The 22893-nt window shown below is 62.2% G+C and carries 20 protein-coding genes and 1 tRNA gene; 8 read left to right on the forward strand and 13 right to left on the reverse strand.

Translation table 11 applies throughout. The annotated features are described in order from the left end of the window. Nucleotides 1–145: 145 nt before the first annotated feature. Complete coding sequence (locus V1290_RS23395) at nucleotides 146–994, reverse strand: MBL fold metallo-hydrolase (protein ID WP_334366559.1); 849 nt, start codon at nucleotides 992–994, stop codon at nucleotides 146–148. 117 nt (nucleotides 995–1111) lie between these two features. Between V1290_RS23395 and V1290_RS23400 the strand changes: the two genes are divergently transcribed. Beyond that, the gene (locus V1290_RS23400) at nucleotides 1112–1567 is read left to right on the forward strand and encodes a DUF3775 domain-containing protein (protein WP_334366560.1); all 456 of its coding nucleotides are present in this window, start codon (nucleotides 1112–1114) and stop codon (nucleotides 1565–1567) included. Here the strand turns inward: V1290_RS23400 and V1290_RS23405 are convergent. The 3 genes from V1290_RS23405 to V1290_RS23415 all read right to left on the reverse strand — a co-directional run bounded on the left by V1290_RS23405 (nucleotide 1530) and on the right by V1290_RS23415 (nucleotide 5157). Then, a complete protein-coding gene (locus tag V1290_RS23405) occupies nucleotides 1530–2534 on the reverse strand; it encodes an NADPH:quinone reductase (RefSeq protein ID WP_334366561.1) in 1005 nt (334 codons plus the stop codon). The two genes, V1290_RS23400 and V1290_RS23405, sit on opposite strands and share 38 nt — an antisense overlap. Further along, nucleotides 2531–3313: an SDR family oxidoreductase gene (locus V1290_RS23410; RefSeq protein WP_065743781.1), complete on the reverse strand. Its 783-nt coding sequence runs from the start codon at nucleotides 3311–3313 to the stop codon at nucleotides 2531–2533. Before V1290_RS23410 ends, V1290_RS23405 begins: the two co-directional genes overlap by 4 nt. Before the next feature lie 236 nt (nucleotides 3314–3549). Beyond that, a complete protein-coding gene (locus V1290_RS23415; RefSeq protein WP_334369148.1) occupies nucleotides 3550–5157 on the reverse strand; it encodes a GMC family oxidoreductase in 1608 nt (535 codons plus the stop codon). A 330-nt stretch (nucleotides 5158–5487) separates the two neighbouring features. Here V1290_RS23415 and V1290_RS23420 point away from each other — a divergent pair. The 4 genes from V1290_RS23420 to V1290_RS23435 all read left to right on the forward strand — a co-directional run bounded on the left by V1290_RS23420 (nucleotide 5488) and on the right by V1290_RS23435 (nucleotide 8421). Then, a tRNA-Met gene (locus V1290_RS23420) sits at nucleotides 5488–5564 on the forward strand. A gap of 797 nt (nucleotides 5565–6361) precedes the next feature. Then, nucleotides 6362–6655, forward strand: a complete 294-nt coding sequence (locus V1290_RS23425) for a DUF4167 domain-containing protein (protein WP_334366562.1) — start codon at nucleotides 6362–6364, stop codon at nucleotides 6653–6655. Nucleotides 6656–6846: 191 nt separating this feature from the next. Continuing rightward, a complete protein-coding gene (locus tag V1290_RS23430) occupies nucleotides 6847–7674 on the forward strand; it encodes a universal stress protein (RefSeq protein WP_334366563.1) in 828 nt (275 codons plus the stop codon). A 153-nt stretch (nucleotides 7675–7827) separates the two neighbouring features. Then, nucleotides 7828–8421, forward strand: a complete 594-nt coding sequence (locus V1290_RS23435) for a uracil-DNA glycosylase (RefSeq protein ID WP_334366564.1) — start codon at nucleotides 7828–7830, stop codon at nucleotides 8419–8421. A gap of 40 nt (nucleotides 8422–8461) precedes the next feature. On the opposite strand, the gene V1290_RS23440 is transcribed toward V1290_RS23435, so the two are convergent. Beyond that, nucleotides 8462–9367 carry an amino acid ABC transporter substrate-binding protein gene (locus V1290_RS23440; RefSeq protein ID WP_334366565.1) on the reverse strand — a complete coding sequence of 302 codons (906 nt, stop codon included), beginning with the start codon at nucleotides 9365–9367 and terminating at the stop codon, nucleotides 8462–8464. Between the two features lie 353 nt (nucleotides 9368–9720). Between V1290_RS23440 and V1290_RS23445 the strand changes: the two genes are divergently transcribed. Together V1290_RS23445 and V1290_RS23450 are read left to right on the forward strand one after the other, a co-directional pair. After that, nucleotides 9721–11928, forward strand: a complete 2208-nt coding sequence (locus tag V1290_RS23445; RefSeq protein WP_334366566.1) for a glycoside hydrolase family 113 — start codon at nucleotides 9721–9723, stop codon at nucleotides 11926–11928. 460 nt (nucleotides 11929–12388) lie between these two features. Continuing rightward, nucleotides 12389–13210, forward strand: a complete 822-nt coding sequence (locus V1290_RS23450; protein ID WP_334366567.1) for a class I SAM-dependent methyltransferase — start codon at nucleotides 12389–12391, stop codon at nucleotides 13208–13210. A gap of 17 nt (nucleotides 13211–13227) precedes the next feature. Here the strand turns inward: V1290_RS23450 and V1290_RS23455 are convergent, their stop codons facing one another. From V1290_RS23455 to V1290_RS23470, 4 genes are read right to left on the reverse strand one after another with little or no spacing between them, the layout of a single operon-like run. Further along, the gene (locus V1290_RS23455; protein WP_334366568.1) at nucleotides 13228–13641 is read right to left on the reverse strand and encodes a hypothetical protein; all 414 of its coding nucleotides are present in this window, start codon (nucleotides 13639–13641) and stop codon (nucleotides 13228–13230) included. Further along, nucleotides 13638–14867 carry a glycosyltransferase family 4 protein gene (locus tag V1290_RS23460; RefSeq protein ID WP_334366569.1) on the reverse strand — a complete coding sequence of 410 codons (1230 nt, stop codon included), beginning with the start codon at nucleotides 14865–14867 and terminating at the stop codon, nucleotides 13638–13640. The genes V1290_RS23455 and V1290_RS23460 overlap by 4 nt, the downstream gene beginning before the upstream one ends. Further along, a complete protein-coding gene (locus tag V1290_RS23465; RefSeq protein ID WP_334366570.1) occupies nucleotides 14830–16107 on the reverse strand; it encodes a glycosyltransferase in 1278 nt (425 codons plus the stop codon). The genes V1290_RS23460 and V1290_RS23465 overlap by 38 nt, the downstream gene beginning before the upstream one ends. Next, the gene (locus V1290_RS23470; RefSeq protein WP_334366571.1) at nucleotides 16104–16898 is read right to left on the reverse strand and encodes a WecB/TagA/CpsF family glycosyltransferase; all 795 of its coding nucleotides are present in this window, start codon (nucleotides 16896–16898) and stop codon (nucleotides 16104–16106) included. The genes V1290_RS23465 and V1290_RS23470 overlap by 4 nt, the downstream gene beginning before the upstream one ends. A gap of 202 nt (nucleotides 16899–17100) precedes the next feature. Here V1290_RS23470 and V1290_RS23475 point away from each other — a divergent pair, with 202 nt between their 5' ends. Further along, nucleotides 17101–18201 carry an endo-1,4-beta-xylanase gene (locus tag V1290_RS23475; RefSeq protein ID WP_334366572.1) on the forward strand — a complete coding sequence of 367 codons (1101 nt, stop codon included), beginning with the start codon at nucleotides 17101–17103 and terminating at the stop codon, nucleotides 18199–18201. 22 nt (nucleotides 18202–18223) lie between these two features. Here V1290_RS23475 and V1290_RS23480 read toward each other — a convergent pair whose 3' ends face one another. From V1290_RS23480 to V1290_RS23495, 4 genes are read right to left on the reverse strand one after another with little or no spacing between them, the layout of a single operon-like run. Then, entirely contained in the window at nucleotides 18224–19663 is a 1440-nt protein-coding gene (locus V1290_RS23480) for a lipopolysaccharide biosynthesis protein (RefSeq protein WP_334366573.1), read from the reverse strand. Between the two features lie 3 nt (nucleotides 19664–19666). Then, the gene (locus V1290_RS23485; RefSeq protein ID WP_334366574.1) at nucleotides 19667–20722 is read right to left on the reverse strand and encodes an acyltransferase family protein; all 1056 of its coding nucleotides are present in this window, start codon (nucleotides 20720–20722) and stop codon (nucleotides 19667–19669) included. Next, on the reverse strand, nucleotides 20719–21825 hold the full coding sequence (locus V1290_RS23490) for an acyltransferase family protein (RefSeq protein WP_334366575.1): 1107 nt from the start codon (nucleotides 21823–21825) through the stop codon (nucleotides 20719–20721). Before V1290_RS23490 ends, V1290_RS23485 begins: the two co-directional genes overlap by 4 nt. Then, the gene (locus V1290_RS23495) at nucleotides 21759–22892 is read right to left on the reverse strand and encodes a glycosyltransferase (protein ID WP_334366576.1); all 1134 of its coding nucleotides are present in this window, start codon (nucleotides 22890–22892) and stop codon (nucleotides 21759–21761) included. The genes V1290_RS23490 and V1290_RS23495 overlap by 67 nt, the downstream gene beginning before the upstream one ends. Nucleotide 22893 lies beyond the last annotated feature (1 nt).

Raw genomic sequence — 22893 nt, forward strand, 5'->3', positions numbered from 1 at the left:
CGACCGACCCCAGCGCTACATACCAGACCCTCATCCTGAGGAGGCCGCAACGCGGCCATCTCGAAGGATGTGGCCCGAGTGGGGCCTACATGGTTCGAGACGGCGCTTTGCGCGTCCTCACCATGAGGGGGCAGGCAGTCCGGAGTCACCCCACCGCCACGAACCGGAAAGCGTCGCCATCGCGCTTGATGTGACCGGCACTGAAGTGCCCGCCAATCACCAGCGTCGGCGTGTCGGCGAAGCGCGAAAACAGTTCGCGTCGGGTTTCGGCCGACTGCCGGGGATCGGAATCGGCGGTCGAGGACCAGTTGAGATGCGCCATCTGGCACGGATGATGGGCGACGTCCCCCGTCAGCAGGGCTTCCTCGCCGACCGACTTGATGTGGACGCTCATATGGCCGGGACTGTGGCCGGGGGTCGGGATCAGCGTGATTTCATCCGTCAATCTGGCATCGCTGGCGACGAGCTCGGATTTGCCGGCGTCGGCGATCGGCTTCACGGAATCGTCGAACACAGCGAGCTTGTCCGGCGCATCGCTGTGGTCGCGCCAGTGCTCGTATTCGCCTCTGCCGAATACATATCGGGCATTGGCGAAGGTCGGCACCCATTTGCCGTCGATGAGTTTCGTGTTCCAGCCGACATGGTCGACATGCAGGTGAGTGCACAGCACGGTATCGATACTGTCGGGCGGGAAGCCCGCCGCTGTCAGCATGTCGAGGAACGGGTGCTTTCGGTTGTTCCAGGTCGGCACATTGCGGCCCTGTTTGTCGTTGCCAAGACCGGTATCGACGATGATCCGGCGCGACGGAGTCTCGACCAGGAACGAATGGATCGACATTTTCAGCCGGCCTTCCTCGGTCGCAAATTGCGGGATCAGCCAAGGCAGTTTCCGGATTTCCTCGTTGGTCGCGAGCGGAAGAATGAAACGGGTGCTGCCGACAGTCTCCATTTCGATAACTCTCGTGATCCTGACCCTGCCCACGTTCCACTGCATCCGGCGCATCCTCTCGTTTCTGATTGTTCGGGCGAGGATGCGGGTTTCCATCAGCCGGTGCAATGGATCATCCGACAGCGTTCGGCGTTATCGCATAGCCCGTATGAGGAACATGCGATGCCAGAACTCATGATTTCGCCCGAGAAAATCGGCTTTCTGATCGAGAAAGCCCGGCAGTTCGACGTCAAGGAAGGGGCATCCGATCCGGATTCAGGATCGAACGCGGGCGATGACGACATGATCGACGTGCTGCAGGACAACGGAAAAGATCCGGTCGTCAGCGAGATCACCGGCTTCATCAACTCGCTTTCCGAGGACGAGAGGGTCGCTCTCGTTGCCCTGATGCGACTGGGGCGCGGCGACGCCACCGTCGAGGAATGGGAGGATCTGCGTACGGAGGCGGCAGGCCAGCGGGACCTCGACACCGCGCGCTATCTTCTTGGCGAGCCGATGCTTGGAGATTTGCTGGCGCAGGGGCTCGACGAGTTCGGCCTTACCTGGAACGAGGAGCGAACGACGGCGGATTCCTCCGGTGTCAGCCAGCGGGAAGAAGACGAGCGCAATCCACGATAACCGTGCCCAGCTTGTCGCCTTTCTCCACCGCAAGGTGCGCCAGCGCGGTGTCCGAGAGTGCAAACTGCGCGGCGACGTTGTGGATGCGCCGGCCTGCCGACAGCCATTTCGTGATGTCGGCCTGCGCCGCCGCCAGTAGCGGCGGCGGCAGCGCAAACAGCACGAGCGCGCGGACCGCGATGCATTTCTCCATCAATTCGCGCATTGGTACGACCGGCGTGCGGTTGCCGTTGGTGGCGTAGACCGCAATCGTCGAATTGGTGCCCATCATTTTCAGCGTGGTCGCGATATTGCCGCCGAAATCGACATCGACGACGCGGTCGACGCCGCGCTGCCCGGTGAAAGCCATCGCCTTCGCAACAACGTCATCCGTCTTGTAGTTGACGACGAGATCGGCGCCGGCGAGACGTGCCTGCTCGGCCTTGGCCGCCGAACTGACGGTCGCGATCACTTTGGCACCACCCCATTTGGCGAGCTGCACGGCATAGTGCCCGACCGCGCCGGCACCGCCGGTAACGAGCACGGTCTGCCCCACGATCGGCCCGTCGCAACAGAGACAGCACCATGCCGTCATGCCGGGAATGCCCAGCGTGGCGCCTTCGCCAAACGACAGACTGTCCGGCAGTGGCGTCACCAGATGTTCGGCGAGCGCAATATATTCAGCCGCAGTGCCGAACGCGCGGCCATTGCGTTGGCCGTTGAACAGCCAGACCCGCTGGCCGATCTTGAGCCGCGTGACGCTGTCGCCGACCTGATCGATGATGCCGGCGCCGTCGCTGTTGGGAATGACGCGCGGATATTCCATCGGCCGGTAGCCGCCGCCGCGGCGGCCGACATCGGCGGGATTGACGCCGGACGCCTCCAACCGCACCCGGACTTCGCCCGGGCCGGCCACCGGCGTCGGCGTCTCGCCATAGGCCAGCACTTCCTGTGCTGGCCCGGTTCGCTCGTACCAGACTGCCTTCATAACGTGCCGGGGAAAGCGCCGCCGTCCAGCAGGATGTTCTGGCCGGTGATGAAGCCGGCTTTGGCGCCGCACAGGAAGGCGCAGGCGTAGCCGAACTCGTCCGGATCGCCGAACCGCCCGGCTGGATTTTGCTTGGCGCGCTCGGCAAACACTTGGTCCGGCGGGATGCCGCGCTTCTCGGCTTCTGCTTTCCCCACACCGCGCAGGCGGTCGGTGTCGAACGGTCCCGGCAGCAGCGCATTGATGGTGACGTTGCTGATCACGGTCTTGCGCGACAGTCCCGCGATGAAGCCGGTGAGTCCGGCGCGCGCGCCGTTGGAAAGCCCCAATATGTCGATCGGCGCCTTCACCGCGGCCGAGGTGATATTGACGATGCGGCCAAATTTCCGCGCCATCATGCCGTCCACCGTCGCCTTGATCAGTTCGATCGGCGTCAGCATGTTGGCGTCGATCGCCTTGATCCAGTCGTCGCGGGTCCAGTTGCGGAAATCGCCGGGCGGCGGGCCGCCGGCATTGTTGATCAGGATGTCTGGTTCGGGACAGGCCTTCAGCACGGCTTCGCGGCCGGCGGGCGTCGTGATGTCGCCGACAATCTCGGTTACCGTGACGCCGGGACTGGCCTTGCGGATATCGTCGGCCGCCTTTTTCAGCGCCTCCGCGCCGCGCGCGGTCAACGTGACATGCACGCCCTCATTGGCCAGCGCCATAGCGCAGGCGCGGCCCAAGCCCTTGCTCGATGCGCAGACGATGGCACGGCGGCCTTTGATCCCAAGATCCACTTTTTCTCTCCCGTTGCGTCAGGTGATGTTCTTGTAGTCCGATGCGGCCACTCTAGCCAAGTCGCGCGCCGCTGATAAGCCGCCGAGCCTGCTGATATTGCATATTGCGATCCCGGAAACGGGTCTCTCCACGTCATTGCGAGCGTAGCGAAGCAATCCATGCCACGGCATAACGGATAGATGGATTGCTTCGTCGCTTCGCTCCTCGCAATGACAGAGGGGCGCTACAACGAAAATCAACCCGCCCGCATCTCCGCTCTTATCATGTCGGCGGCCTTTTCCCCGATCATGATCGTCGGCGCATTGGTGTTGCCGCCGATCAGGGTCGGCATGATCGACGCATCGACCACGCGCATTCCTTCGACGCCGTACACTTTCAGCTTCGGATCGACCACGGCCATGGGATCGTTGACGCCCATCTTGGCCGTGCCGACCGGGTGATAGACGGTGTCGACCCGGGCGCGCAACACGTCGCGGATATCGTCATCGCTATGCACGCCTTCCGTGAACATCTCCTTCTTCTGCAACGCGCGCAGCGCCGGCGTCTCCATCAGCCGGCGCGTGGTCTTGAAGCCGGCGACCATGGCTTCCAGGTCGTCCGCGTCACCGAAGAAATTCGGGTCGATCAGCGGCGGCGCAAATGGATCGGCGCCGAACAGCGAAATTCTACCGCGGCTCTTCGGCCGCAGCAGGCAGACGTGGCAGGAGAAGCCGGTGCCGCGATGGCGCTTGCGGCCGTGATCGTCGGCCATCGCCATGCCGAAATGAAGCTGAATATCGGGGATGTCGAGATCGGGTCGGGTTTTCAGGAAGCCGCCGCATTCGGCGAAATTCGACGTCATCGGCCCGGTGCGTTCGCGGCGATACTGTCGGATGGCCCGCAGCAGCCGCGGCAACGCATTAAGTGAAATGCCGTTGAAGTGGGGATTGTCGGACATGTAGCCGAACACGAAATCCGGGTGGTCCTGCAGGTTTTGTCCGACGCCGGGCAGGTGATGCACGGTGGCGACACCGTGCCTTGCAAGCTCGATACTGTCGCCAATACCCGACAGCATCAGGAGATGCGGGGTCTGGAACGCGCCGGCGGAGAGGATCACCTCGCGCCGGGCGCGGATCTGCTTCAGCTCCTTGCCCTGCCGATATTCGACGCCGACCGCGCGCTTGCCTTCGAACATGAGGCGTGTGGCGTGGGCTTGAGTCTCGACGCGCAGATTGGCACGGTTGCTCATATGCGGGTGGATATAGGCGCGCGCGGCGCTGCAGCGCTCGCCGTTCCTCTGCGTCAGTTGATAGATGCCGAGGCCTTCGTGTTCGTCGGCGTTGAAATCCTCGCGCAGGCGAAACTGCGCTTCCTGCGCCGCCTGTAGAAAAATCTGCTGCACCGGATTGCCGGTGCGCGACTTGTTGACCGCGAGGGGACCGCCCTTGCCGTGATATTCGCCGTCAAAATCGGCATTGTCTTCGGCGCGCTTGAAGTAGGGCAGCACGTCGGCGAACGACCAGCCGGTATTGCCGAGCGAGGCCCATCGATCATAGTCGGCGCGGTGGCCACGGATATAGACCATCGCGTTGATCGCCGAGGAGCCGCCGAGCCCCTTGCCACGCGGCTGATAGCCGATGCGACCGTGGAGGCCCTTCTGCGGCACGGTGCTGAAGGCCCAGTTGTTGACGGGGCCTGCGACCATCAGCACGAGCGCGAACGGCGTCGTGACCACCCAATTGTCATTCCGGCCGCCGGCATCGAGTAGCGCCACCGACGTCTTCGAATCCTCCGATAGCCGGCCCGCCACCGTGCAGCCACCGGAGCCGCCACCCACCACCACGAAATCGAAGATATCGGTCACGCCCATGCCCCCTCCCGGACTTTTGTTCTGGCGACCTGATGGGCCGCGGCTTTGGGCGCAAAACTCCGCTTTTGCGGCGTTTATGGCAAGAGCGGTTCCAAAGGCCGGTTTTGGCGCTCCAACTCCTCGTTTTTGCTGTCATAAAATCTGCAAAAGCCCCTTCTTGCCCCTTTCCAAAGCGAGGTGACGTTGATACATACCCCTCGCACCCGATGGCCTTGCCCGGGTCGCCTTCTCAGGAAGCCTCCGGACGGGATCGATCGGCGCAACCACGCGTTGGCCGGCTTCACGTCGGGTCCGGTTTTTTTCGAAGGCAGTGCAACGGTTTAACGCGGGGTGGAGCAGCCCGGTAGCTCGTCAGGCTCATAACCTGAAGGTCGCAAGTTCAAATCTTGCCCCCGCAACCAACGATACCGACACTCCCGTAGCTGACGCTGCGGGAGTTTTTCGTTTTGGTGGACTTGCCATCGTCCTGGCGGGCCATCCAGCCCAAGATCGCGTCCAAGCCGCCGTACAGAGCGTCGCGTGCATCGTACGAGATCGGCCGAAATTCTCGGTGACAAGCAGTGAGCCGGCGCTCGTGGGTATCTGGCCTAAGCGTCCGGGACCATTTCCCGCGGTCGGACGTTAGTGTCTTGAGAGAACGGCCACTGGCAAAGCCTTTTCGCGGGGCGATGCACCAGCAACTGGAGACGATCATGCCAGAGCGGAGAACAGTGCAGAAGGCCAAGCGGGACAAGCGCGCGGGCAAGTCGCCAACCACCCAGGCGGGCGAGTTTGTGCACGAGGAGATTCGCAAAGTCCGCCGCGGCCAACATGGAGCGAGATCGCCACAGCAGGCGATTGCAATCGGCCTGTCCAAGGCACGGCGTGCGGGCGTTCCGCTCCGTCCGCCGGAAAAAGGCAAGGCCAAGGCAAGAACCCGCAAAAGTGCCGAATACGCGTATGAGGCGGGCCAGGGCAAGCGAAAGACCCGACGCCGGCCGCGCGTTTCACGTGCTGTATCGCAGACCCTCAAGCGTGAACCACGCGGTACGGCGTCGCGTGCGGCACTGTCGAAACAAGCACGAAGCGCCGCCTCGCGTCGCTCCGCCTCGGCCCGCTCAGCGGCGGCTCGGAAGGCCGTAAAGACCAAAGGCCCGGCGCAGCGCTCTGCGGCAGCCAAAAAGGCAGCCCGGACCAGAACACGTCGTCGGCGATAGCCTTGCGCAGAAGATCAATTTTACAGCTACCACAATGGCGAGAAGAACACAGTCACGGAAAAGCAAAGTCGTCAGGACCCGCCTCCCGAGGCAGTCTCGAGAACGCACAAAGGAATTACGAACGCTACGTAGAGTTGGCGCGCGCTGAAGCGCTGAAGGGAGATCTGATCGCAGCGGAAAATTATCTTCAGCACGCCGAGCACTATTTGCGGTCGATGCACGAAGAGGCGCACGGCGGGCGGCTCTCGCCGCAGCCGGCAATTGTGCCCAAGCAGCGGCTGGGACACAGCGGATGATGGAGCAATCCTTCTACGATCGCGAAACCTGAGGACGGACGTGTTCTGCTCTCGGCGGGACCGCGCCATTGGCCTTTGCGCCCGGAACTAATGCGGACCGCCCGGAGTTCTTCATTTTGAGCGGCCGCTTTACACGAACGAACTCGCAAGCCCTTTGCCCACAAGGGCAGCTCATCATGAGGAGGCTGGCCGTGATTCGAGACATTGTCGTCAACTTGGCGACCGGTAACTCTCGCGATCCAACAGCAGCGTACGCGATATCCGTCGCCAGGATGTTCGACGCCCAGATTGCAGGGATCGCAATGTGTCACTCCCCAGCGATTGTGGCTGGTGGCATGGAGGCTGTTCCGGCCGACCTAATCGAGTCCCTGCGCGAAGAGAGCGCCAGGGCGGCAAACGGGGCCATCGAAAGATTCAAACAGGCAGCGGCGCAGGCTCATCTTCCTGCCGAGGCGCAGATGGTCGAGACCAGCATTGAAGGAATCCCAAGGACGTTTGGCCGTATTGCTCGGACGTTCGATCTTGCAATCGTTGCGCGGGCCGAGCCCGAAGTGACGACCTCCACGGGTCTTGCCGCTGAAGCAGCGATGTTTGAATCCGGTCGGCCTATCGTCGTCGTACCCGGTATCCAAACGGACGGCATCAAGCTCGGCTGCATTCTCGTCTGCTGGGACGGAAGCCGCACTGCCGCGCGGGCGCTCGCGGACTCAATGCCGTTATTGGAGCGCGCGAAGTCGATCGAGGTGATCAACGTAGGCAATAGGGGCCGGGAAGCCGAAGAATCCCTGGCGGCCGTTGGCAGACACTTGGCGCGCCACGACTTGAATGCCAGCACCAAAGCGCTCACCGCCGATGGGGCTGATGTCACAAACGTAATCCTGTCGCACGCGGCAGATCTATCAGCCGACCTTATCGTAATGGGCGGCTTCGGTCATTCGCGGCTGCGCGAGTTCTTCCTCGGGGGCGTGACGCGTGGCATTCTCGACACGATGACCGTTCCGGTACTGATGTCGCATTAAAGACCGATGTTAGAGCTCGTCGAACGGCCCTGATGCCCTTGATCATGTTGGCAAGGCTCCGTTGGGGGGCGCGTACGTCATCACCCGCAAAAGCAAGATGAGATAGCCGAACGACATTCGCGTTACCGGGATTTTTGGCGAGTGTAGACAGCGATGGCCGAGGCAAGCACTGCCAACAAGCGACTCGATCAGCGCCGGGTCGCGCCCGAGGGTCTCTTCCGGCGACCGCGGCTATACTTGGTTGGCGAGGCACCCGGCGCCGAAGAAGCTGAGCAGGGAAGGCCCTTTGTCGGACCGGCTGGCTGCGCGTTGCGCAAACTGCTCGAGCAGGCTGGGATCGATCTCAGACAACTGCGTTTGGCCAACGCGATTCCATTTCGGCCGATAGAATGCACGGAAAAATCCACGCTGCGCAATCGCGCTCCGACTATCGAGGAAATCAATCAATACGGCGCCGCGGTGCTGACGGACATCCGGCGCTCCAAGCCGCGCGTAGTCGTTGCGCTCGGCAGCACGGCGGCTCGCCTATTCAGGGCGTCGCGTTCGATCCGAGCGTCGCGGAAGGCAAAGCTCCAATTTGATGGCCGTCCCCTGCAAATCACTTTTCACCCGGCCTACGTCCGCCGCTTCGGCGGGTCGAGCGGCGACGCTTGGCGTAAGATGGTCGCTGATCTGCGCCGGGCCTGGAAAGTATCGGCAATGTGCTCAAATGGCGCTCGAAGCAGGCAGCATTCTCCCGAGGGTTAAAGGCTGTTCAGCGGGGTTGCATCATGCTTGCCGCGGGTCCTCAGCGCTCGTAGCTTGCCGGGTCTGGGTTGTCCGACGGATGCGCGAATGCCTTGCGCAAGACCGCCGACATCGGAGTCTTGAAATTGAGGCTGTTGGGCGGCACCGGCGATTCGAACCACTTCCTGTAGATCGATTCGATCTCCGGGCTTCTGTATAGATCCGCGGTCGCCCGGTCGACCACGGTCTTGAACGGTGCATCGTCCTTGCTCAGCATGATCCCGTAAGGCTCGGCCCTGGACAGGGCTTCCTCGCTGATCATGTAGGCGGACGGATCCTTTGATCGCGCGATCGCGACGGCGAGTTGCACGTCATCGAGGACGTAAGCGGCCGCGCGTCCCGTCTCCAGCATGAGAAAGGCCTCCGCCTGATCTTTGGCGGCCAGCACTGCAATGCCGAGATTTCGCGTATTATTGACCTGATTAAGCTGCACCATGTTGGTCGAGCCCGATATCGCAACAACGGGCTTGCCTTTCAGATGGTCGATTGTCGCGATGTTGTCGGACTTTCTCGCGGCAAAACGGGTCGCCGACAGGAAATGCGAATTTGTGAACGTCACCTGGCGCTGCCGCTCCGCATTGTTGGTGGTGGAAGAGCAGACAAGGTCGATTGTCCCATTCATCATGAGCGGAATGCGATTGGATGACGTGACGGCAAGCGTTTCGACGGCAACAGTCGAGACTTTGAGTTCGCGTTTGACCGCGTCGACGATCCTCATGCAGATGTCGACCGCATATCCAATCGCCTTTTGATCGCTGTCCAGATAGCTGAATGGCACCGAAGCTTCCTGAATGCCGAGGATGATCCTGTTCGTTTCCTTGATCTTCTGGAGCGTTCCGGTCAGTTCGCTTGCATTTGCAGGCACGGCCATCAGGGCAGCCGCAATCATCGCCGCAGACAGGCGCATCGTCTTCACTCCATGGACATCGGCAGTTCTTGTCAGGACCCGGTCTTAGCCGACATTGTTCTCTTGAGGTATCAAAGGTTGCTTCTAGCAGCTATCAACCAATTTTATCGGCGAGCCGCATTGGGCGGCTCTACGAGCAGCCGCGCAGCGCCTGGACGTTCGAAACGGAAATGGTGAACCACAGCGCTTGACGGCAAGCCTAAGTGAAGTTCCCGCGCCGGAACTTGGCGTGCGATCATTCAGCGCGCGAAACACGCGCCGAAAAAAGGAGCGCTGCTCCGTACAAGTCCGAGGTCATCTTAAGCTGAATGTTAATCCCTCGCGCTATCCGTCGCACAGGGCGGGGTGCGCGGGTGGCAAGTATTTTCGAGGTTCAGGGTTTTGGCGCATTGTCCGAATGGAACGGACAGTTCTCAAGCGCCTCGGCCAGGCAGGCATTTCAAAGGATCGCCTCGCTCGGATCGAATTCGATCGAGCTCACGGCGCGGATATGGACACAGACCGGAACGTCCAACTCGGTCTTTGCCGAACCAGCCAAGACCGAAAGCGACGCCAGCCTCTTGTCAGGCTTTCAGGCCGCGCACGATGCCGGCCTGTCGGTGCTGTTCAAGGCCGCGCTCTCGACGTTGAACGGAACCAGGGTATCCAGCCTGGCACCGGCGGATGTCGCCGGCTTTTTCGCGTCCTACAAGGCCGAGATCGTGCATCTAGCTGCCGTCGCGCAGGCCGGTGGCGTGGAGATGTTCGCGATCGGCAACGAGATGAGCAGCCTGTCCGGCGAGCCGTATCGCGGCTACTGGATCGATCTCATTGCGGCAATCCGCGAGGTCTATCATGGCGAACTGACCTATGCGGCGGCGACCGATGAGGCCTCGCATGTCAGCTTCTGGGATCAGCTCGACACCATCGGCGTCAACACCTATCCGCCATTGACGGCCAGCAATGCGCCAACCGTACAGGATCTGGTCGACGCGTGGACTGCCGTTCCGGTCAATCCCTATTACGCGGCAGCATTCGACTACAAATCACCGGTCGATTTTCTCCACTCGCTCGCGACCAAATACGACAAGCCGCTGCTGATGACCGAGCTCGGCTATCGCAGCATCAATGGCACCGCGATCTCTCCGGGATCGTGGACGAGCAATGGTACGGTTGATTTGCTGGAGCAGGCGGACGCCTTCAGTGCCTTCTTCCAGGTCTGGACCGCCCATGGCGGCAGTTGGTTCAAGGGCGTCGAGCTCTGGCAATGGGATCTCAATAATCAATTTTCGGGCACGGGCTATTCCGTCATGGGAAAGCCGGCCGAGGCGATCGTCTCGCAGTATTTTCATGGCGACGGGGCGGTGCCCGATCTTGCGATGAGAGGATCGGCCATCGCCGACCTGATCGACCTCGGCCGGGGGGATGACACGATCAATGCCGGGCTTGGCGATGACATCATTCATGGCGGTGCCGGTGCGGATGTCATTGTCGGCGGGCCCGCAAGCAGCGGCAAACTGGCGGTAACAACGATTACCCTCGTGGGCTATGGCTCCGCGGTTGGCGGCGTTGGCGCGCAGGCCCAAATCAAGTTGAACGGCGAGCCGGTATCCGGATTAATGGAGTTCAACCCGGCCGCGGATCCATCTGAATACCAGACCTTCACGATAAGCTTCGTCGATTTCGGCCCGATCGCCTCCATCGACATCAACCTGGCGAACGCCACACCGGGGCGGGCACTGCATATCAAGGATTTCCTGATCAACGGCGTCGCGCTGACGCCGGCCGACGCCGCCAATGCAAGCTCGCCCGGCACGTTCGATCTCTACGTTCACAATATCCATGTCGACATGACCGACCACCAGGATTGGCTTTCCGGCGCGGCGACGGACAACGACATGATCGATGGCGGCGCGGGCAACGATCTCATCACAGCGGGCGTCGGCGACGACATCATCGATGGCGGAGAGGGCGTCGATACGGCGAATTTTTCCGGCAACGAGCGCGACTACGACATCTCGATTGTCGATGGTCAACTGGTGGTGAACGACCGAGTCGCGGGCCGCGACGGCACCGATCATCTCACACGTCTCGAATTCCTGCAGTTCGCCGATGGCGTCGTCGACGCCAACGGGCTGTTCGCCAGTCCGGCGCAGAGCTCCGGCAGCACGCCGAAAATGCCGGCGACCGATGGCAACTCCGTCTCACCGCCACTGCTCGGTGGCGATGATAGGATTGAAAGTGTCAGCCCTGATGTGGAGGGACGTCTCCTTGGGTTCTTGAGGCCGTTTGTCGGTGGCACCCGCGAGCGGCTTACCTTCGACAATCATGACGGCTTACCTATCGGGAACACCGATGAGGCTGGAGTCACATTGACCCGGACGGTTGTCAGCGCCGTCCTGAACAGCGCAAGCCGCGATCCGTTCATTTTCAGCGAGATGGTCAGGCATGATGTGGCAAGGGATTTCAAGGCAGGGGAGTCAATCGGGGACTGCGTGGTGCAGATCGATCCCGGTCATGATGTATCCATCGCGTTCAGCGGCGGTACGCACCTGATATGGGACCATCTGCTCTTCACCTGATCGGGCAGATGCCGGGTTTCGTCGGCTGAGGCCGATCTCGCCAACCAGGCGACGCGAAACGAGCCGGCTGCAAGGCTTTCGACAAATCCTAAAGTTTGTTCGAAACAGCAGGGCGGGTTTGTGCGTTGCGTTCTCGCAAGCCCTCACGGTGGCATCTGGCTGCAGCTTCCTGCGACATCCAATTGCAACCATCCGAATTGTTCCCGGTCCCGCATTGTTGCGCTGTCATTGCATTCGAAATAGCATCGATTGCGAGTCATGAGCGGGGCAGGGCAGAAGAAATGACATATGAGGTCCTTCTTTGCAGCTTTCTGCCGTCGATCATTCGGTAGCGAATACGGAACCCGCGCACTGGAAAAAGCGTCTTCGCTGTCCTCGCTGCTCGTCGCCGCTGCGGAACGTGTGGTCACAGCCAACGTGCTCAAACCGTGCCTGCGATTATAGCAGAGCCGGGTTTCCGATGATCGGCGCGCAGCCGGTGCTGATCGATTTCGCAGCCAGCATTTTTGAACGCAGGATGTACGAGGCCGAGAATGGCTCGGCGCTGCGGCGGGACGTCAGTCGCAGTTCCCTTGGATCGCGGCTGCATCGCCTTACCTTCGGAGGCAATCCGGTTGCAGTCGCCAACAGCGCAACGTTCATCGAGCTGTTGAAGCGGGGGTCGAGGCGGCCGGTTGTACTCGTTGTCGGAGGCGGGACGATCGGTTTGGGCGCAGACGCACTCTACCGGGACGATTCCATCGAGCTTGTCGGCACCGATGTCTACGCTTCGCCGCACACCGTGCTGGTGGCTGACGCCCACAGTCTACCCTTCGAAGACGGCGTGTTCGACGGCGTCTGGGTGCAGGCGGTGCTGGAACATGTGCTGGAGCCCGCAACGGTCGTTGCCGAGCTGCATCGGGTGCTGCGGCTGGAAGGCCTGGTCTATGCGGAGACGCCGTTCATGCAGCAGGTGCACGAGCGGGCCTATGACTTCTCGCGTTTCACGCAGAGCGGTCATCGCTGGCTGTTCAGGCGATTTTCCGAGATCAACGCCGGACCGGTCGGCGGCGCCGGTGTGGCGCTTGAATGGTCAATTCGCTATTTCGCACGCGCTCTCGGCGCGGGCAACAAGCTGTCACGCCTGATCGTGCTGCCGTTCTTCTGGATCAGATATCTCGATGCGTTCGGTCGCGGACGGGCCGCAGCAGACGCCGCCAGCGGCTTCTTCTTTCTGGGGCGCAGAGCCGAGCAGGCGATGGATCCGCATGACATGCCGGATTACTACAACCGGCAGAAGTGAGACGGATGGCGCGCGCTCTAAGAGACGCCCTTAATCTTCTTGCATGGCGTGGACGAGGTTGACGACATCCGTGCGACGTCCGTTACGGACCGGATGGAAAGCTTTTCCTTGCTGGTGATGAAGCGGAGCACGCCGCGAGGATAGGCGTCGCAGAACTGAGCCAGCGTGGCTGCCGTCGCTGAAACGCTGTCCTGCTTGGGGACCACGGCGATGCCGCCATCGCGCAGGATATACGCGTCCTTAACGTTGGGCATGGCCGATGCCGCGACGCAGATCTTGAACAGGTCGTTATAGGTCTGCGGCGTCAGGGACAGGTCCCCGCCGGGCGTTCCCAGGAGATACTCGCGGCTCTTGCGGCAGTTCTCGTTGTCCGCCCGCGCTGCACCGTTCGCGAGCGTCAGCAGTATCGCAGTCGCGACCAGCAGCTTCATGCCGTTATTCCGATGGCGCGGTCTGCAGATGCCGGCTTGCCGGTGTAGGGCAGGCCATAGGTTATCGCCGCGCATCGTTCCCATGAAAGGGCGCGGGCATGGGAGGATGCGCCTGCCGCGAGAATGGCGCGCAGATTCCGATCGGCGGCCAGCTCTGCAATCGCCTGCGATATGCTCTCGGCCGACGGCGGCACGAGAATTCCAGTCTCGTCGGCGAGCACGGCGTCAGGCACGCCGCCGACGTCGGTCGCGACGCTTGGCAGGCCGGCGGCCCCGGCCTCGAGATAGACCAACCCAAATCCCTCCACCCGGCCGGTCGTATCGGGGAGACCCGTCAGGCAAAAGAAATCCGAGGCCGCGTAGAGATCGCGGATGTCTTCGTTCGATTGCGGGCCGAGGAAACGAATGTCGCAGGCCGCCGCCTCGGCGTTGCGCCGCAGAGCATCGACATAATCGGCTTCGCCGTCCGGGCCGATCACGAGCCACGTGATGCGATTGCGCAGATCGTCCGGAAGCTGCAATAGCGCGGCAAGCGTCAGATGATGTCCCTTGCGGCGCGTGATGCGCGCGACCGTGATCATCACCAGCCGGTCTTCCGGCAGGCGATGGGCCAGGCGAATCTCCCGGCGCGTCCGTCGTCCGCCGAACCAGAACTCCGATACGCCGAGATTGATCGCGCTGATCTGGCGCGGGTCGACAGCAAACCGCTCGCGGAACAGCGTCTCGGTAAAACCGCTGTTGGCGATGATCTCCGTCCGCGGTCCGAACACGCCGGCGCCGCGGATCGCCATGCGCTTTAGCGGCGTCTGCGTTTCGTTGATCTCGGTGCCGTGCACCGTCATCAGTACCCGCGCCTGCGTTCGCCATCTCGAAAGCGCAACCGGAATGAAGAACGGCCAATCGGCGGCATGGACCACGTCATACCGGTCGCCGCGGACGCCGCGGCGTGCCAGCATGATCTTGCGCGGCATGTCGCGCATGGAGTGGAGGCCGCCGCTGTAGCGGACGACCTCGAAGGGCAGGGCGCGGTCGTCGCCCGCATTCTGACGTGCGTAGTCCGGCGCCACCACGGTGACCTTGGCGCCGAGCCGGCTCGCCGCCGCCGCAATTTCGCGCGCGTAAGTCCCAATTCCTCCCATCGCGGGGGCGAACTCGCTGGTCAACAGAAGGATGTTCAACCCGGCGCCCTCAGTAAGTCGGCGCCGCGGCGGCAAGTCCGCGGGCATCCTGAATTTCCTGATGATAGCGGAAGACTCGTGCAAGCTGGGTGCCCGGCGTGAACGCCCGGATCGAGTCGGCGATTTGTACCGGATTCATCGTGCCCGCGTCGATGGCATTCCGGACGTCGACGAACCGCTGTGCGAGCGCATCGGCCATGTCGTCGCGGCTGCCGCTTCGCGCCACCAGATAGCCGCTGACACCAGAATGGATCACGGGCTCGAGCTGGGGTAGGTGCATGGCGACGACGGGCCGGCCGACCGCAAGGGTTTCGAGCACGCAGCGCGGCATGCCTTCGAATTCGGATGTCAGGATGCCGGCATGCGCGCTTGCCAGCGTCTCCGCCATGCCGGCGGCGTCTTTGAAGCCGTGGCGGACGGTGATGTCTTCGATCGCGGCGAACTCTTCGAACCGGTGCGGGTCGCTGGTGCCGATATAGTGAAACCGTACGTCGCCGTTCAATCGCCGCCGCAGGCGGTCGATCGTGCGAAACATCAGCGGTGGATCCTTGAATTCATCGAGCCGGCCGGCGAACACGATCTGAAATGGCGACGAGTTCAGCGGCCAGAGTTGCGGCTTGAAGATATCCGTGTTGACCCATGTCCAGAGCGTATCAATCTTGTCCTTGCGGCGCGGATAGGTCCGCTGCAACCGCTCGGTGATGAACGGATTGACGCAGAGAAATTTCTCGCTCATGGCGACGGCAAACCGCTCGCCGGTATTGTGGACGAAGGCGTATTTCCGCAGCAGCGAATCCATCTGCAGTTTCGGCGCGCCCTCGCCGTGAAGCATCTGCACGAACGGCAGCCGCAGGATCGCCGGCAACCAGGAGAATTCCACCCGCCGCAGATCGACCGAGCACCGCCTGGCGCGGATCAGCCTTGCGATCGGACCGAAGTGGCGGAGCAGTGCCATGAAGAATTGCCCGGTCAGCGAGGTGCGGATGCTGCGGGCCGCTTCGCGCGCCTGCTGGTCCGAATAGTGCAGGATCGGCAGGAAGTCGAAGCCGCGGCCTCGGAATGTCATCCGGTGAAGCTTGCCGAGCTCCAGCTCGCCCGTCGAGTCGACACCGATGAAGAGGATGTCGGTGTCGATCGGATGGAATGTAATGAAGTCGCGAATGTATGTTTCGAGGCCGCCCACCTTTTGGCCGCGCGGGTCGAACGGGTGGATCAGGCAGATCTGGTAACGTGGCTTGATCCGGTTGGCGTTTCGCGCCCGTAGCGCCAGGGTCAATGTTGAAGTCATGCCGCTTTCCTCATGCGTGCCTGGACAATTTGCGGAATGGTTCGCGCAACGAGGCGCGGAACGACTGTCATGCATTTGATATAGCGGGGGCCGAGCCGGCGCGGCTCGCGCAGCATGCGCCATGCCCATTCCAGCCCGGTTTTGCGCGCGATGGACGGCGCGCGGTCTTGCGTGCCGGCGATGAAATCGAGTGCGGCTCCGATGCACAACACTCCGGTTCCATTCAGCTCGTCGAGGCATCGCGCCGCGAACAGCTCCTGCCGTGGCGCACCCAGCGCGACGAAGCAAATTCTGGCGCCCGAGGCTCGGATGCGTTCGATCGCAGCATCGGCTTCGCTGGAATAGGGATCAAAACCCGGTCCCGGCGCAAAGCATCCCGCGATTTGCAATCCCTTGAATCGTTCCGACAAACGCCGTGCCGTTGTCTTGAGCGTGAGATCGTTCGCCCCCAGCAGAAAGACCGGGAGTCCTTTCTTGCGGGCTTCCGCGCAAACAGGCTCAACGAGATCGGCGCCGGTCGTGCGTTCGATTGGCACGCCCATGAGGCGGCTCAGCACGACAATGGGGAACCCGTCGGCGGTGACAAATCGGGCACGACGATAGGCCGCGCGAAAATTGGCGTGGTGTTGAAGCTGGACGACGTGGTCGAGATTGAGCGTGCAGACGCTGAAGTTGTCGCCATGTTGCGCGGCCGACACGATCGAAGACACGGCTTCCGGAAGCGAGGGAACATTGATCGTTATCCCATCGACAGTGAGGCCCGGCTGCAACTGCGCTGGTGGTTCCAACATATCGACTCCTGCTGATGATGTAATCGAGAGACGCACTCGGGGACGATCGACAGACGCGTTGCTTCGCGATGGGAACTGCGTGCCGAAAATTTTCTCGACGGACATTCGTCACGAAATCGAACTAATGCGACGCAACAATGGCGATGCCGCGTTGCAAAGGACGAGACATCGCGACGAATCATTCACATGATGGAGATCAGCTATGCAGCAGTGGTCGAGGCGAGATGCGCTCGCTCTCATCGCAGGAGCAAGCGTTGCTTCGTGCGGGAAGGAAGTGTTCGCCGCGCAGCCTGCGCAGAGCCTCGGCGTCATCGCGGCTCGTAACGGAATCGTGTTCGGCGCGGCTGCTGGTCCGGTGATCGACAAGGATCTTGCGTATCGCGAGCTGTATCAGACGCAGACGCGCATCGTCACAACGGACGTTGCAATGAAAATGGGAACCATCGCGCCGCAACCGGGGCCGAAGCGATTCGACAGCGCAGACCGTCTGCTGCAATTTTGTGCGAGTTACAACATTCCGATGCGCGGTCACTGCCTGATCTGGAACGAATGGGTTCCGCAATGGATCAAGAGCATGAGCGGTGCCGAGCGTGAGAGGTTCTTCGATTCGTATATCGACGAAGTGACTGCCCGCTATGTAGGCAAATTGCATTCATGGGATGTCGTCAACGAGCCGTTCTGGCCTGGGCACAAGGCGCCCGGCGGCTACCGGCTCGGTCCGTGGTACGACACATTCGGTACCGGCTATGTGCGCCGCGCCTTCGAACGCGTGGCGAGGATCGACCGAAAGACAAAGCTGGTTCTCAACGAGGCGCAGAGCGAACGCGACGACGACGTCGGTCTCGCGGTTCGCCGCGGCCTGCTGCAGCTTGTCGACGAATTGAAGCATGCCGGCGTGCCGCTGCATGCCGTTGGATTGCAGAGTCACCTGCAGCCTCGCTACCCGCACGATCCCGGACGGTTTACCGAATTCCTTCACGCGCTCGCCGAACGTGGCGTCGATATCTATCTGACCGAGTTCGACGTGCGCGACGATACGTTTCCGGACGACATAGCAACTCGCGATGCCATGATCGCCGAGACGGCGGAGAAGTTCCTGACCAACGCGCTTCGGGTGCCGGCCGTCAAAATGGTGATCGCGTGGGAACTTGCCGATAACTACTCGTTCTATACCGACGCGGCGAAGAAGAAGGATCCACTCGCGCAACGGCTGCCTCGGCCGCTTCCGTTCGATTCGTCGATGCAGAAGAAGCCGCTTTGGTTCGCGATGGCGCGCGCGTTCGAGAATGCCAGAAAGTCGTAGGCGCCGATCGTGTCGAATGCGCTCACGCCCCTGAATGCTGGGGGCGCGGCCGAAGCATCCGCACCAGCGACGGTGCATAGAACAGGGCAAGCGCTGCGAAATAGGTGGCAGCGCCCGCCGCAATGTGGGCCGCCAGAATCGGGGTCGTTCGGGCCTCCGGAAATATTCGCAGCACGGCCGCCATGGCGATGGTAGCCAATGCGATGCGCACGAGATGGCCGACCGGAAGGCGCAGGCCAAATCGTGTAAACCCGATTGAAAAACTCACGGTGGCGGCGGCCAGTGCCGCCAGCACGGTGGCGCCGGCGACGCCGGGCAGTCCCCATCGCGGCAGGAACAAGGCGCTCAACACCACGGTCATCGACGCGTCGATTGCGGCAATGGCCATCATCCAGCGCGTGCGGTTTTGCAGGAGAAAGACCTGGTCGCCGAAATGGGCGCGCAGGTTGCGGATTGCGCCGGCGAGCGTGGAAAGCGGGAGGATGGCGAGCGTCACCGCTTGGAACGGCGCTGCGATCAGGAGATGCACGATCTCGTTTCTCAGTATGATGATGCCGGCGAGGCTTGGCGCGAGGATTGCGACGAGGAGGGCGCTGTTGTTGGCGAGCTGGCGCATCCCGGCCTGGTCGCCGTGTTGCTCCATGCTTTTCACCGCCAGCGGGAATGCTGCTGCCGTCACTAGCATGGCCGCGACCGCCGCGGCCCGCTGGCCGAGGCCATAGCCGACGGCGAACAGACCGGCGGCGGCCACTCCGGACATTTCGTTGACGATGAAGCGCGATGCATTGAGGCCGACCCAGCCGAGCGCGCCGCCGATGATCAGCGGAATGCCGTAGCGCAGGGCGTGGACCACGATCTCCCGGTCGATCGGCCACAAGCGGTGACCCCAGCCGATCCAGGGCAGGACGATGAGCGCGGCCGTCAGTTGCGCGGCCGCGTAACCCGCAAGTGGCCAATCCGGGGATTGGCCAAGCAGTTTGATCAACACCAGGCCCACGACAAATCCGACGGATGGCCCGAACACCTGCTGGATCGTGTAGACGCGGATCTGCTGCCGCGCGCGGGCGCGTTCACCGATGTAAAGGTTGAGCGACCTGGTTATCACATAGGCGATGGCGGCGAGCAGAAGGCCCGTTCCGGCGCCGGGCGCGATGATCAGATGCAGAATTCCGACGACGGCCGCGCTTTGCAACGCGAGGGATGCCAGCAAGACCGCATTTTCGGTGCGATAGAAGCGCGGCGCGTCGTTGACGTCCTGGTATCGTCCGAGGAAACGCAACGCAAATTGCGACCACCAGGCGAGAAAGCCGATTTGCAGCAATTCGTGCGTGGCCGTAATCAGCGTGATGACGCCGAGCGTGTGCTCGTCGACGACATGCGTCCATACGATCATCGCCAGAAGCTGGAACAGCGGTCCGACGAATTGCGCGGGCAGATAGAGCAAAGTGTGCTTCAGGAGCATCGCTCAAGCCCCCAGCCAGCGGCAGATTCGGGGCGAGGCGAATTGCCGTACGGCGAGCAGCGCCGCGGTAGAGATGAGGGCCGTCAAGACACAGGAGACGGCAAAGCTGGCGACGCCGCCGAGTTGGCGCAGCACGGTATGATCGCGCAGCGCCATCACGATGAAGATGTGCCAGAGATAGATGAAGTAGCTGCCCGAGCCGATCCACCCGAATAGCGGGGATTTCGGCTGGATGGCGAACAGCGCAACGCAGAACAGGGCCGCATAGAGGAAGAAGGCGGTCGAATCGTAAGTGGCGGCGTCGCCGAGGTTGAGAATGCGCACGGCGGCATAGAACAAATAGGCAGCCAGCGCGGCGCCAAGGAGCGCGCGGCGCATATCCTGTTCGAGCAGGTCTCTGAACATCGCGGTCAGCGCGCCAAGCGCGGCAAACGAGAACCAGAACGGAATGTCGCGCATGCGGATTTCGTCGAGCAGCGCCTCCGACGCTCCGAGCCTCGACATGGCGGGATCCAAATAGCTGCCGGCAAGCAAACCGCTGCCGATCGAGAGCAGCAGCAGCGTGGTGATCCGTTGCCTTGAAGCGGGTTGTCCGTCCCCGCCGGCCGCAAAAATGAGCCACAGACCGAGCGTGCAGCAGACATAGACGAAGACGTAATAGTAGACGAACACATATCCCAGCCCGAACCGGGCGAGCGTCGTGCCGATGCGATGATCCATCGCCGGATTATGCAGGGCCATGTAGATGTAGGCGGCGGCGAACGCGATCGCGTAAGGGACCAGGGCTGCCCTTAACCGCCTTGCCAGGGGGACGCGGCCGGAAAGCGCCGTGAGATATCCGGAAGCGAACAGGAACACCGGCACGCAGGGCCGTAGCGCTGCATCAAGTGATTTTGCCCAGATGGCGTCGAGCGGCTGCGGCAGCGAATGGATTCCGATCACCATCAAAATGGCGATGCCGCGCATCGTGTCGACGACGCTATCGCGGCTTTGGGCCGTTGCGCGCGAGACGCTCAGAGATGGCGGGCTTGCTGATACGCGTTCGACGACCGCCATCATGTGCTCTCCTGCCGCGAGATCGCTGGAGACGGCACATGTTTGAGGGCGCGGCGGTCGTAAACTTCGGTCAGATATCGCCGCAGCGGCGTTTCGAACGTGCGCAGCGAGACGACGCTCGCAAATGCAAGAACGATGATCGCCACCGGCGCCAGAATCAGTCGTTCATGCTCCGATAAGGAAAGCAGGCGTGATCCAAGGGTGATGACGACGGTCGCAACCGGGATGTGCAGCATGTAACAGGAATAGGTCAGCGCCGACCAGCGATCGAAGCCGAGCCGCGACAGCAGCGTCTCACGTCCGGCGCAGTCGGCCTGAATCGCAAGCATCGCGATGGCGTAGATCGCAAGCAGCGCGGTCGTCGTCGGCAGCAGGGAACCGAGCACGATAAAAGCCGCTAGCGACGCTGCCAGCGCGCCGGGCATCGCGGGCCAATGCGCGATCCGGTCGCGAAACAGATAGCAGGCCATGCCGAGGTTGAAGGCAGGCAGCGCCCTGAAGGCGCCACCTTGGTTGATCCAGTCGGCCCACGGTGCCGTTCCGGCAGCCGATGCCCAAAGGGAATTGGCGAGCGCGGCCAGGACCACGAGCGCAATAACCGCCTCCTTGCGGCGTTGCGCGACCAGCGCGACCAGCGGAAAAAGCAGATAGCAAAACATCTCCGCCGAGAGCGACCAACTCGGGAAGTTGAACGTCAAGCGCTCGCCAATGAACGCGTGAAGCAGCAGGAACTGCGCGGGCAGATCGGAAAGCGGATATCGGGCCGGGTTGTCCGTCCGGGCAGCGCCGAAATGGAGTGCGCCGGCAAGCGCAACATAGAAGGCGAGCGTGGCGAGATGCAGCGGATAGATGCGGGCGAGGCGACGCCACAGGAAGCGGCCGATCGATGCGGCATCGTCGACGCGGCCAAAGTATTGACGCGCAATGACAAAGCCGGAGATCACAAAGAACAGGTCCACGAACAGATTGAAATGCCAGGTGTGCGCGACCATGAAACGGCCGATTGGCAAGTCCTTGAAGTAGTCGGAATAGTGAAGGATCACCACGGCGCCGGCCGCGATGATCCGCAATCCATCCTGGTGCCTTGTGGCGCTGGTGTCATGCAAGGCGGCGATACTCCGCAGTAGCGCTTCCCTGGAGGTGAGCAAGGCGGGCAATCAGGCTGATGACGTTTTCGCGGTCGCCGCGGGCCAGATCGTTCCAGCGCGCCAGATTCCGTAGTGCCTGCGCCACGTATCGGGGCGCGCCAGTCCTCGTTCGAGAGCGCAGCCGCGATCCGCGCGGCCGCCGAAGCAGGATCTGCGGTATCGATGTAGATGCCGGACTCGCCGAGCACCTCGCGAAAGATGGAAGCATCGGGGGCGATGATCGGCAGGCCGGCGTATTGCGCCTCCAGCAGCGGCAATCCCAGGCCTTCGTCATGGGAGGTGCAGATGAACAGATCGGCGGCTTCAAGCAATTGATTGACGCGGTCGGCCGACTGATATCCGTGCAGCGTAACGCCCGGCTGCTTCTCGAGGGCTTGCCAGTCGTCGCCCCATCCCGGCCTTCCGACGATATCCAGCGTAGCGTCGGGAAATCCCTGCATGCGCAACGCGTCGAGGATTTTCGCCGCCGCTCCAAAATTCTTGCGCGGCTCGACCGTGCCCAGCGCGATCAGCCGAAGCGGTTGGGGCCGCGCGCTCCGTTCGCCGCGCTGTCCGGGGTCGAGGCCAAACACATTGCGCACCGCGGGACGATAGAGCGTCACTTCGGCATCGGACCGGCAATGCGCGGCAAGTTTGCGCCTGGTATCGCCGGAGTTGGCCAGAAAGCGCGGATAGTGGCGCAGCGCGAGCCTGAAGGGGCCGGCCATGTAAAGCCGCGCCCGCATGTTGAGCTCCGCGCGCCGCGTGATCAGGAAATCGTCGTGTATATAGGGTAGCACCCGCGATGCGAACGGCCGCAGCAGCGGGCTGGGCGGAAAGCCGGGACAGAGCAGGATCGAGGACGAAGCGGCGAGCCGCATCGGCAGGCCCAGGGTCTGCGTCGTCAGCATCTGGCGAAGACCCTTCGCCGTCACCGGCACGACATCGAGCGGCGCAAGCGCTGCGGCGGAGAACAGCTCCAGCGTAATGCGTTCGAGACCGGTGACGTGGCGTCCGAGGTGGGTGTTGTCGACGTAGATGGCCATA

Source organism: Bradyrhizobium sp. AZCC 1578 (assembly GCF_036924675.1).
Classification (GTDB): domain Bacteria; phylum Pseudomonadota; class Alphaproteobacteria; order Rhizobiales; family Xanthobacteraceae; genus Bradyrhizobium.

What these genes read in the sequence shown, in the direction of transcription:
- V1290_RS23455 (WP_334366568.1), bottom strand. Translation starts at nt 13,641, where the DNA reads ATGAAGCTGCTGGTCGCGACTGCGATACTGCTGACGCTCGCGAACGGT.
- V1290_RS23400 (WP_334366560.1), top strand. Translation starts at nt 1,112, where the DNA reads ATGCCAGAACTCATGATTTCGCCCGAGAAAATCGGCTTTCTGATCGAG.
- V1290_RS23435 (WP_334366564.1), top strand. Translation starts at nt 7,828, where the DNA reads ATGGCCGAGGCAAGCACTGCCAACAAGCGACTCGATCAGCGCCGGGTC.
- V1290_RS23470 (WP_334366571.1), bottom strand. Translation starts at nt 16,898, where the DNA reads ATGTTGGAACCACCAGCGCAGTTGCAGCCGGGCCTCACTGTCGATGGG.
- V1290_RS23405 (WP_334366561.1), bottom strand. Translation starts at nt 2,534, where the DNA reads ATGAAGGCAGTCTGGTACGAGCGAACCGGGCCAGCACAGGAAGTGCTG.
- V1290_RS23475 (WP_334366572.1), top strand. Translation starts at nt 17,101, where the DNA reads ATGCAGCAGTGGTCGAGGCGAGATGCGCTCGCTCTCATCGCAGGAGCA.
- V1290_RS23495 (WP_334366576.1), bottom strand. Translation starts at nt 22,892, where the DNA reads ATGGCCATCTACGTCGACAACACCCACCTCGGACGCCACGTCACCGGT.
- V1290_RS23485 (WP_334366574.1), bottom strand. Translation starts at nt 20,722, where the DNA reads ATGATGGCGGTCGTCGAACGCGTATCAGCAAGCCCGCCATCTCTGAGC.
- V1290_RS23460 (WP_334366569.1), bottom strand. Translation starts at nt 14,867, where the DNA reads ATGCCCGCGGACTTGCCGCCGCGGCGCCGACTTACTGAGGGCGCCGGG.
- V1290_RS23450 (WP_334366567.1), top strand. Translation starts at nt 12,389, where the DNA reads ATGATCGGCGCGCAGCCGGTGCTGATCGATTTCGCAGCCAGCATTTTT.
- V1290_RS23465 (WP_334366570.1), bottom strand. Translation starts at nt 16,107, where the DNA reads ATGACTTCAACATTGACCCTGGCGCTACGGGCGCGAAACGCCAACCGG.
- V1290_RS23440 (WP_334366565.1), bottom strand. Translation starts at nt 9,367, where the DNA reads ATGCGCCTGTCTGCGGCGATGATTGCGGCTGCCCTGATGGCCGTGCCT.
- V1290_RS23480 (WP_334366573.1), bottom strand. Translation starts at nt 19,663, where the DNA reads ATGCTCCTGAAGCACACTTTGCTCTATCTGCCCGCGCAATTCGTCGGA.
- V1290_RS23395 (WP_334366559.1), bottom strand. Translation starts at nt 994, where the DNA reads ATGCAGTGGAACGTGGGCAGGGTCAGGATCACGAGAGTTATCGAAATG.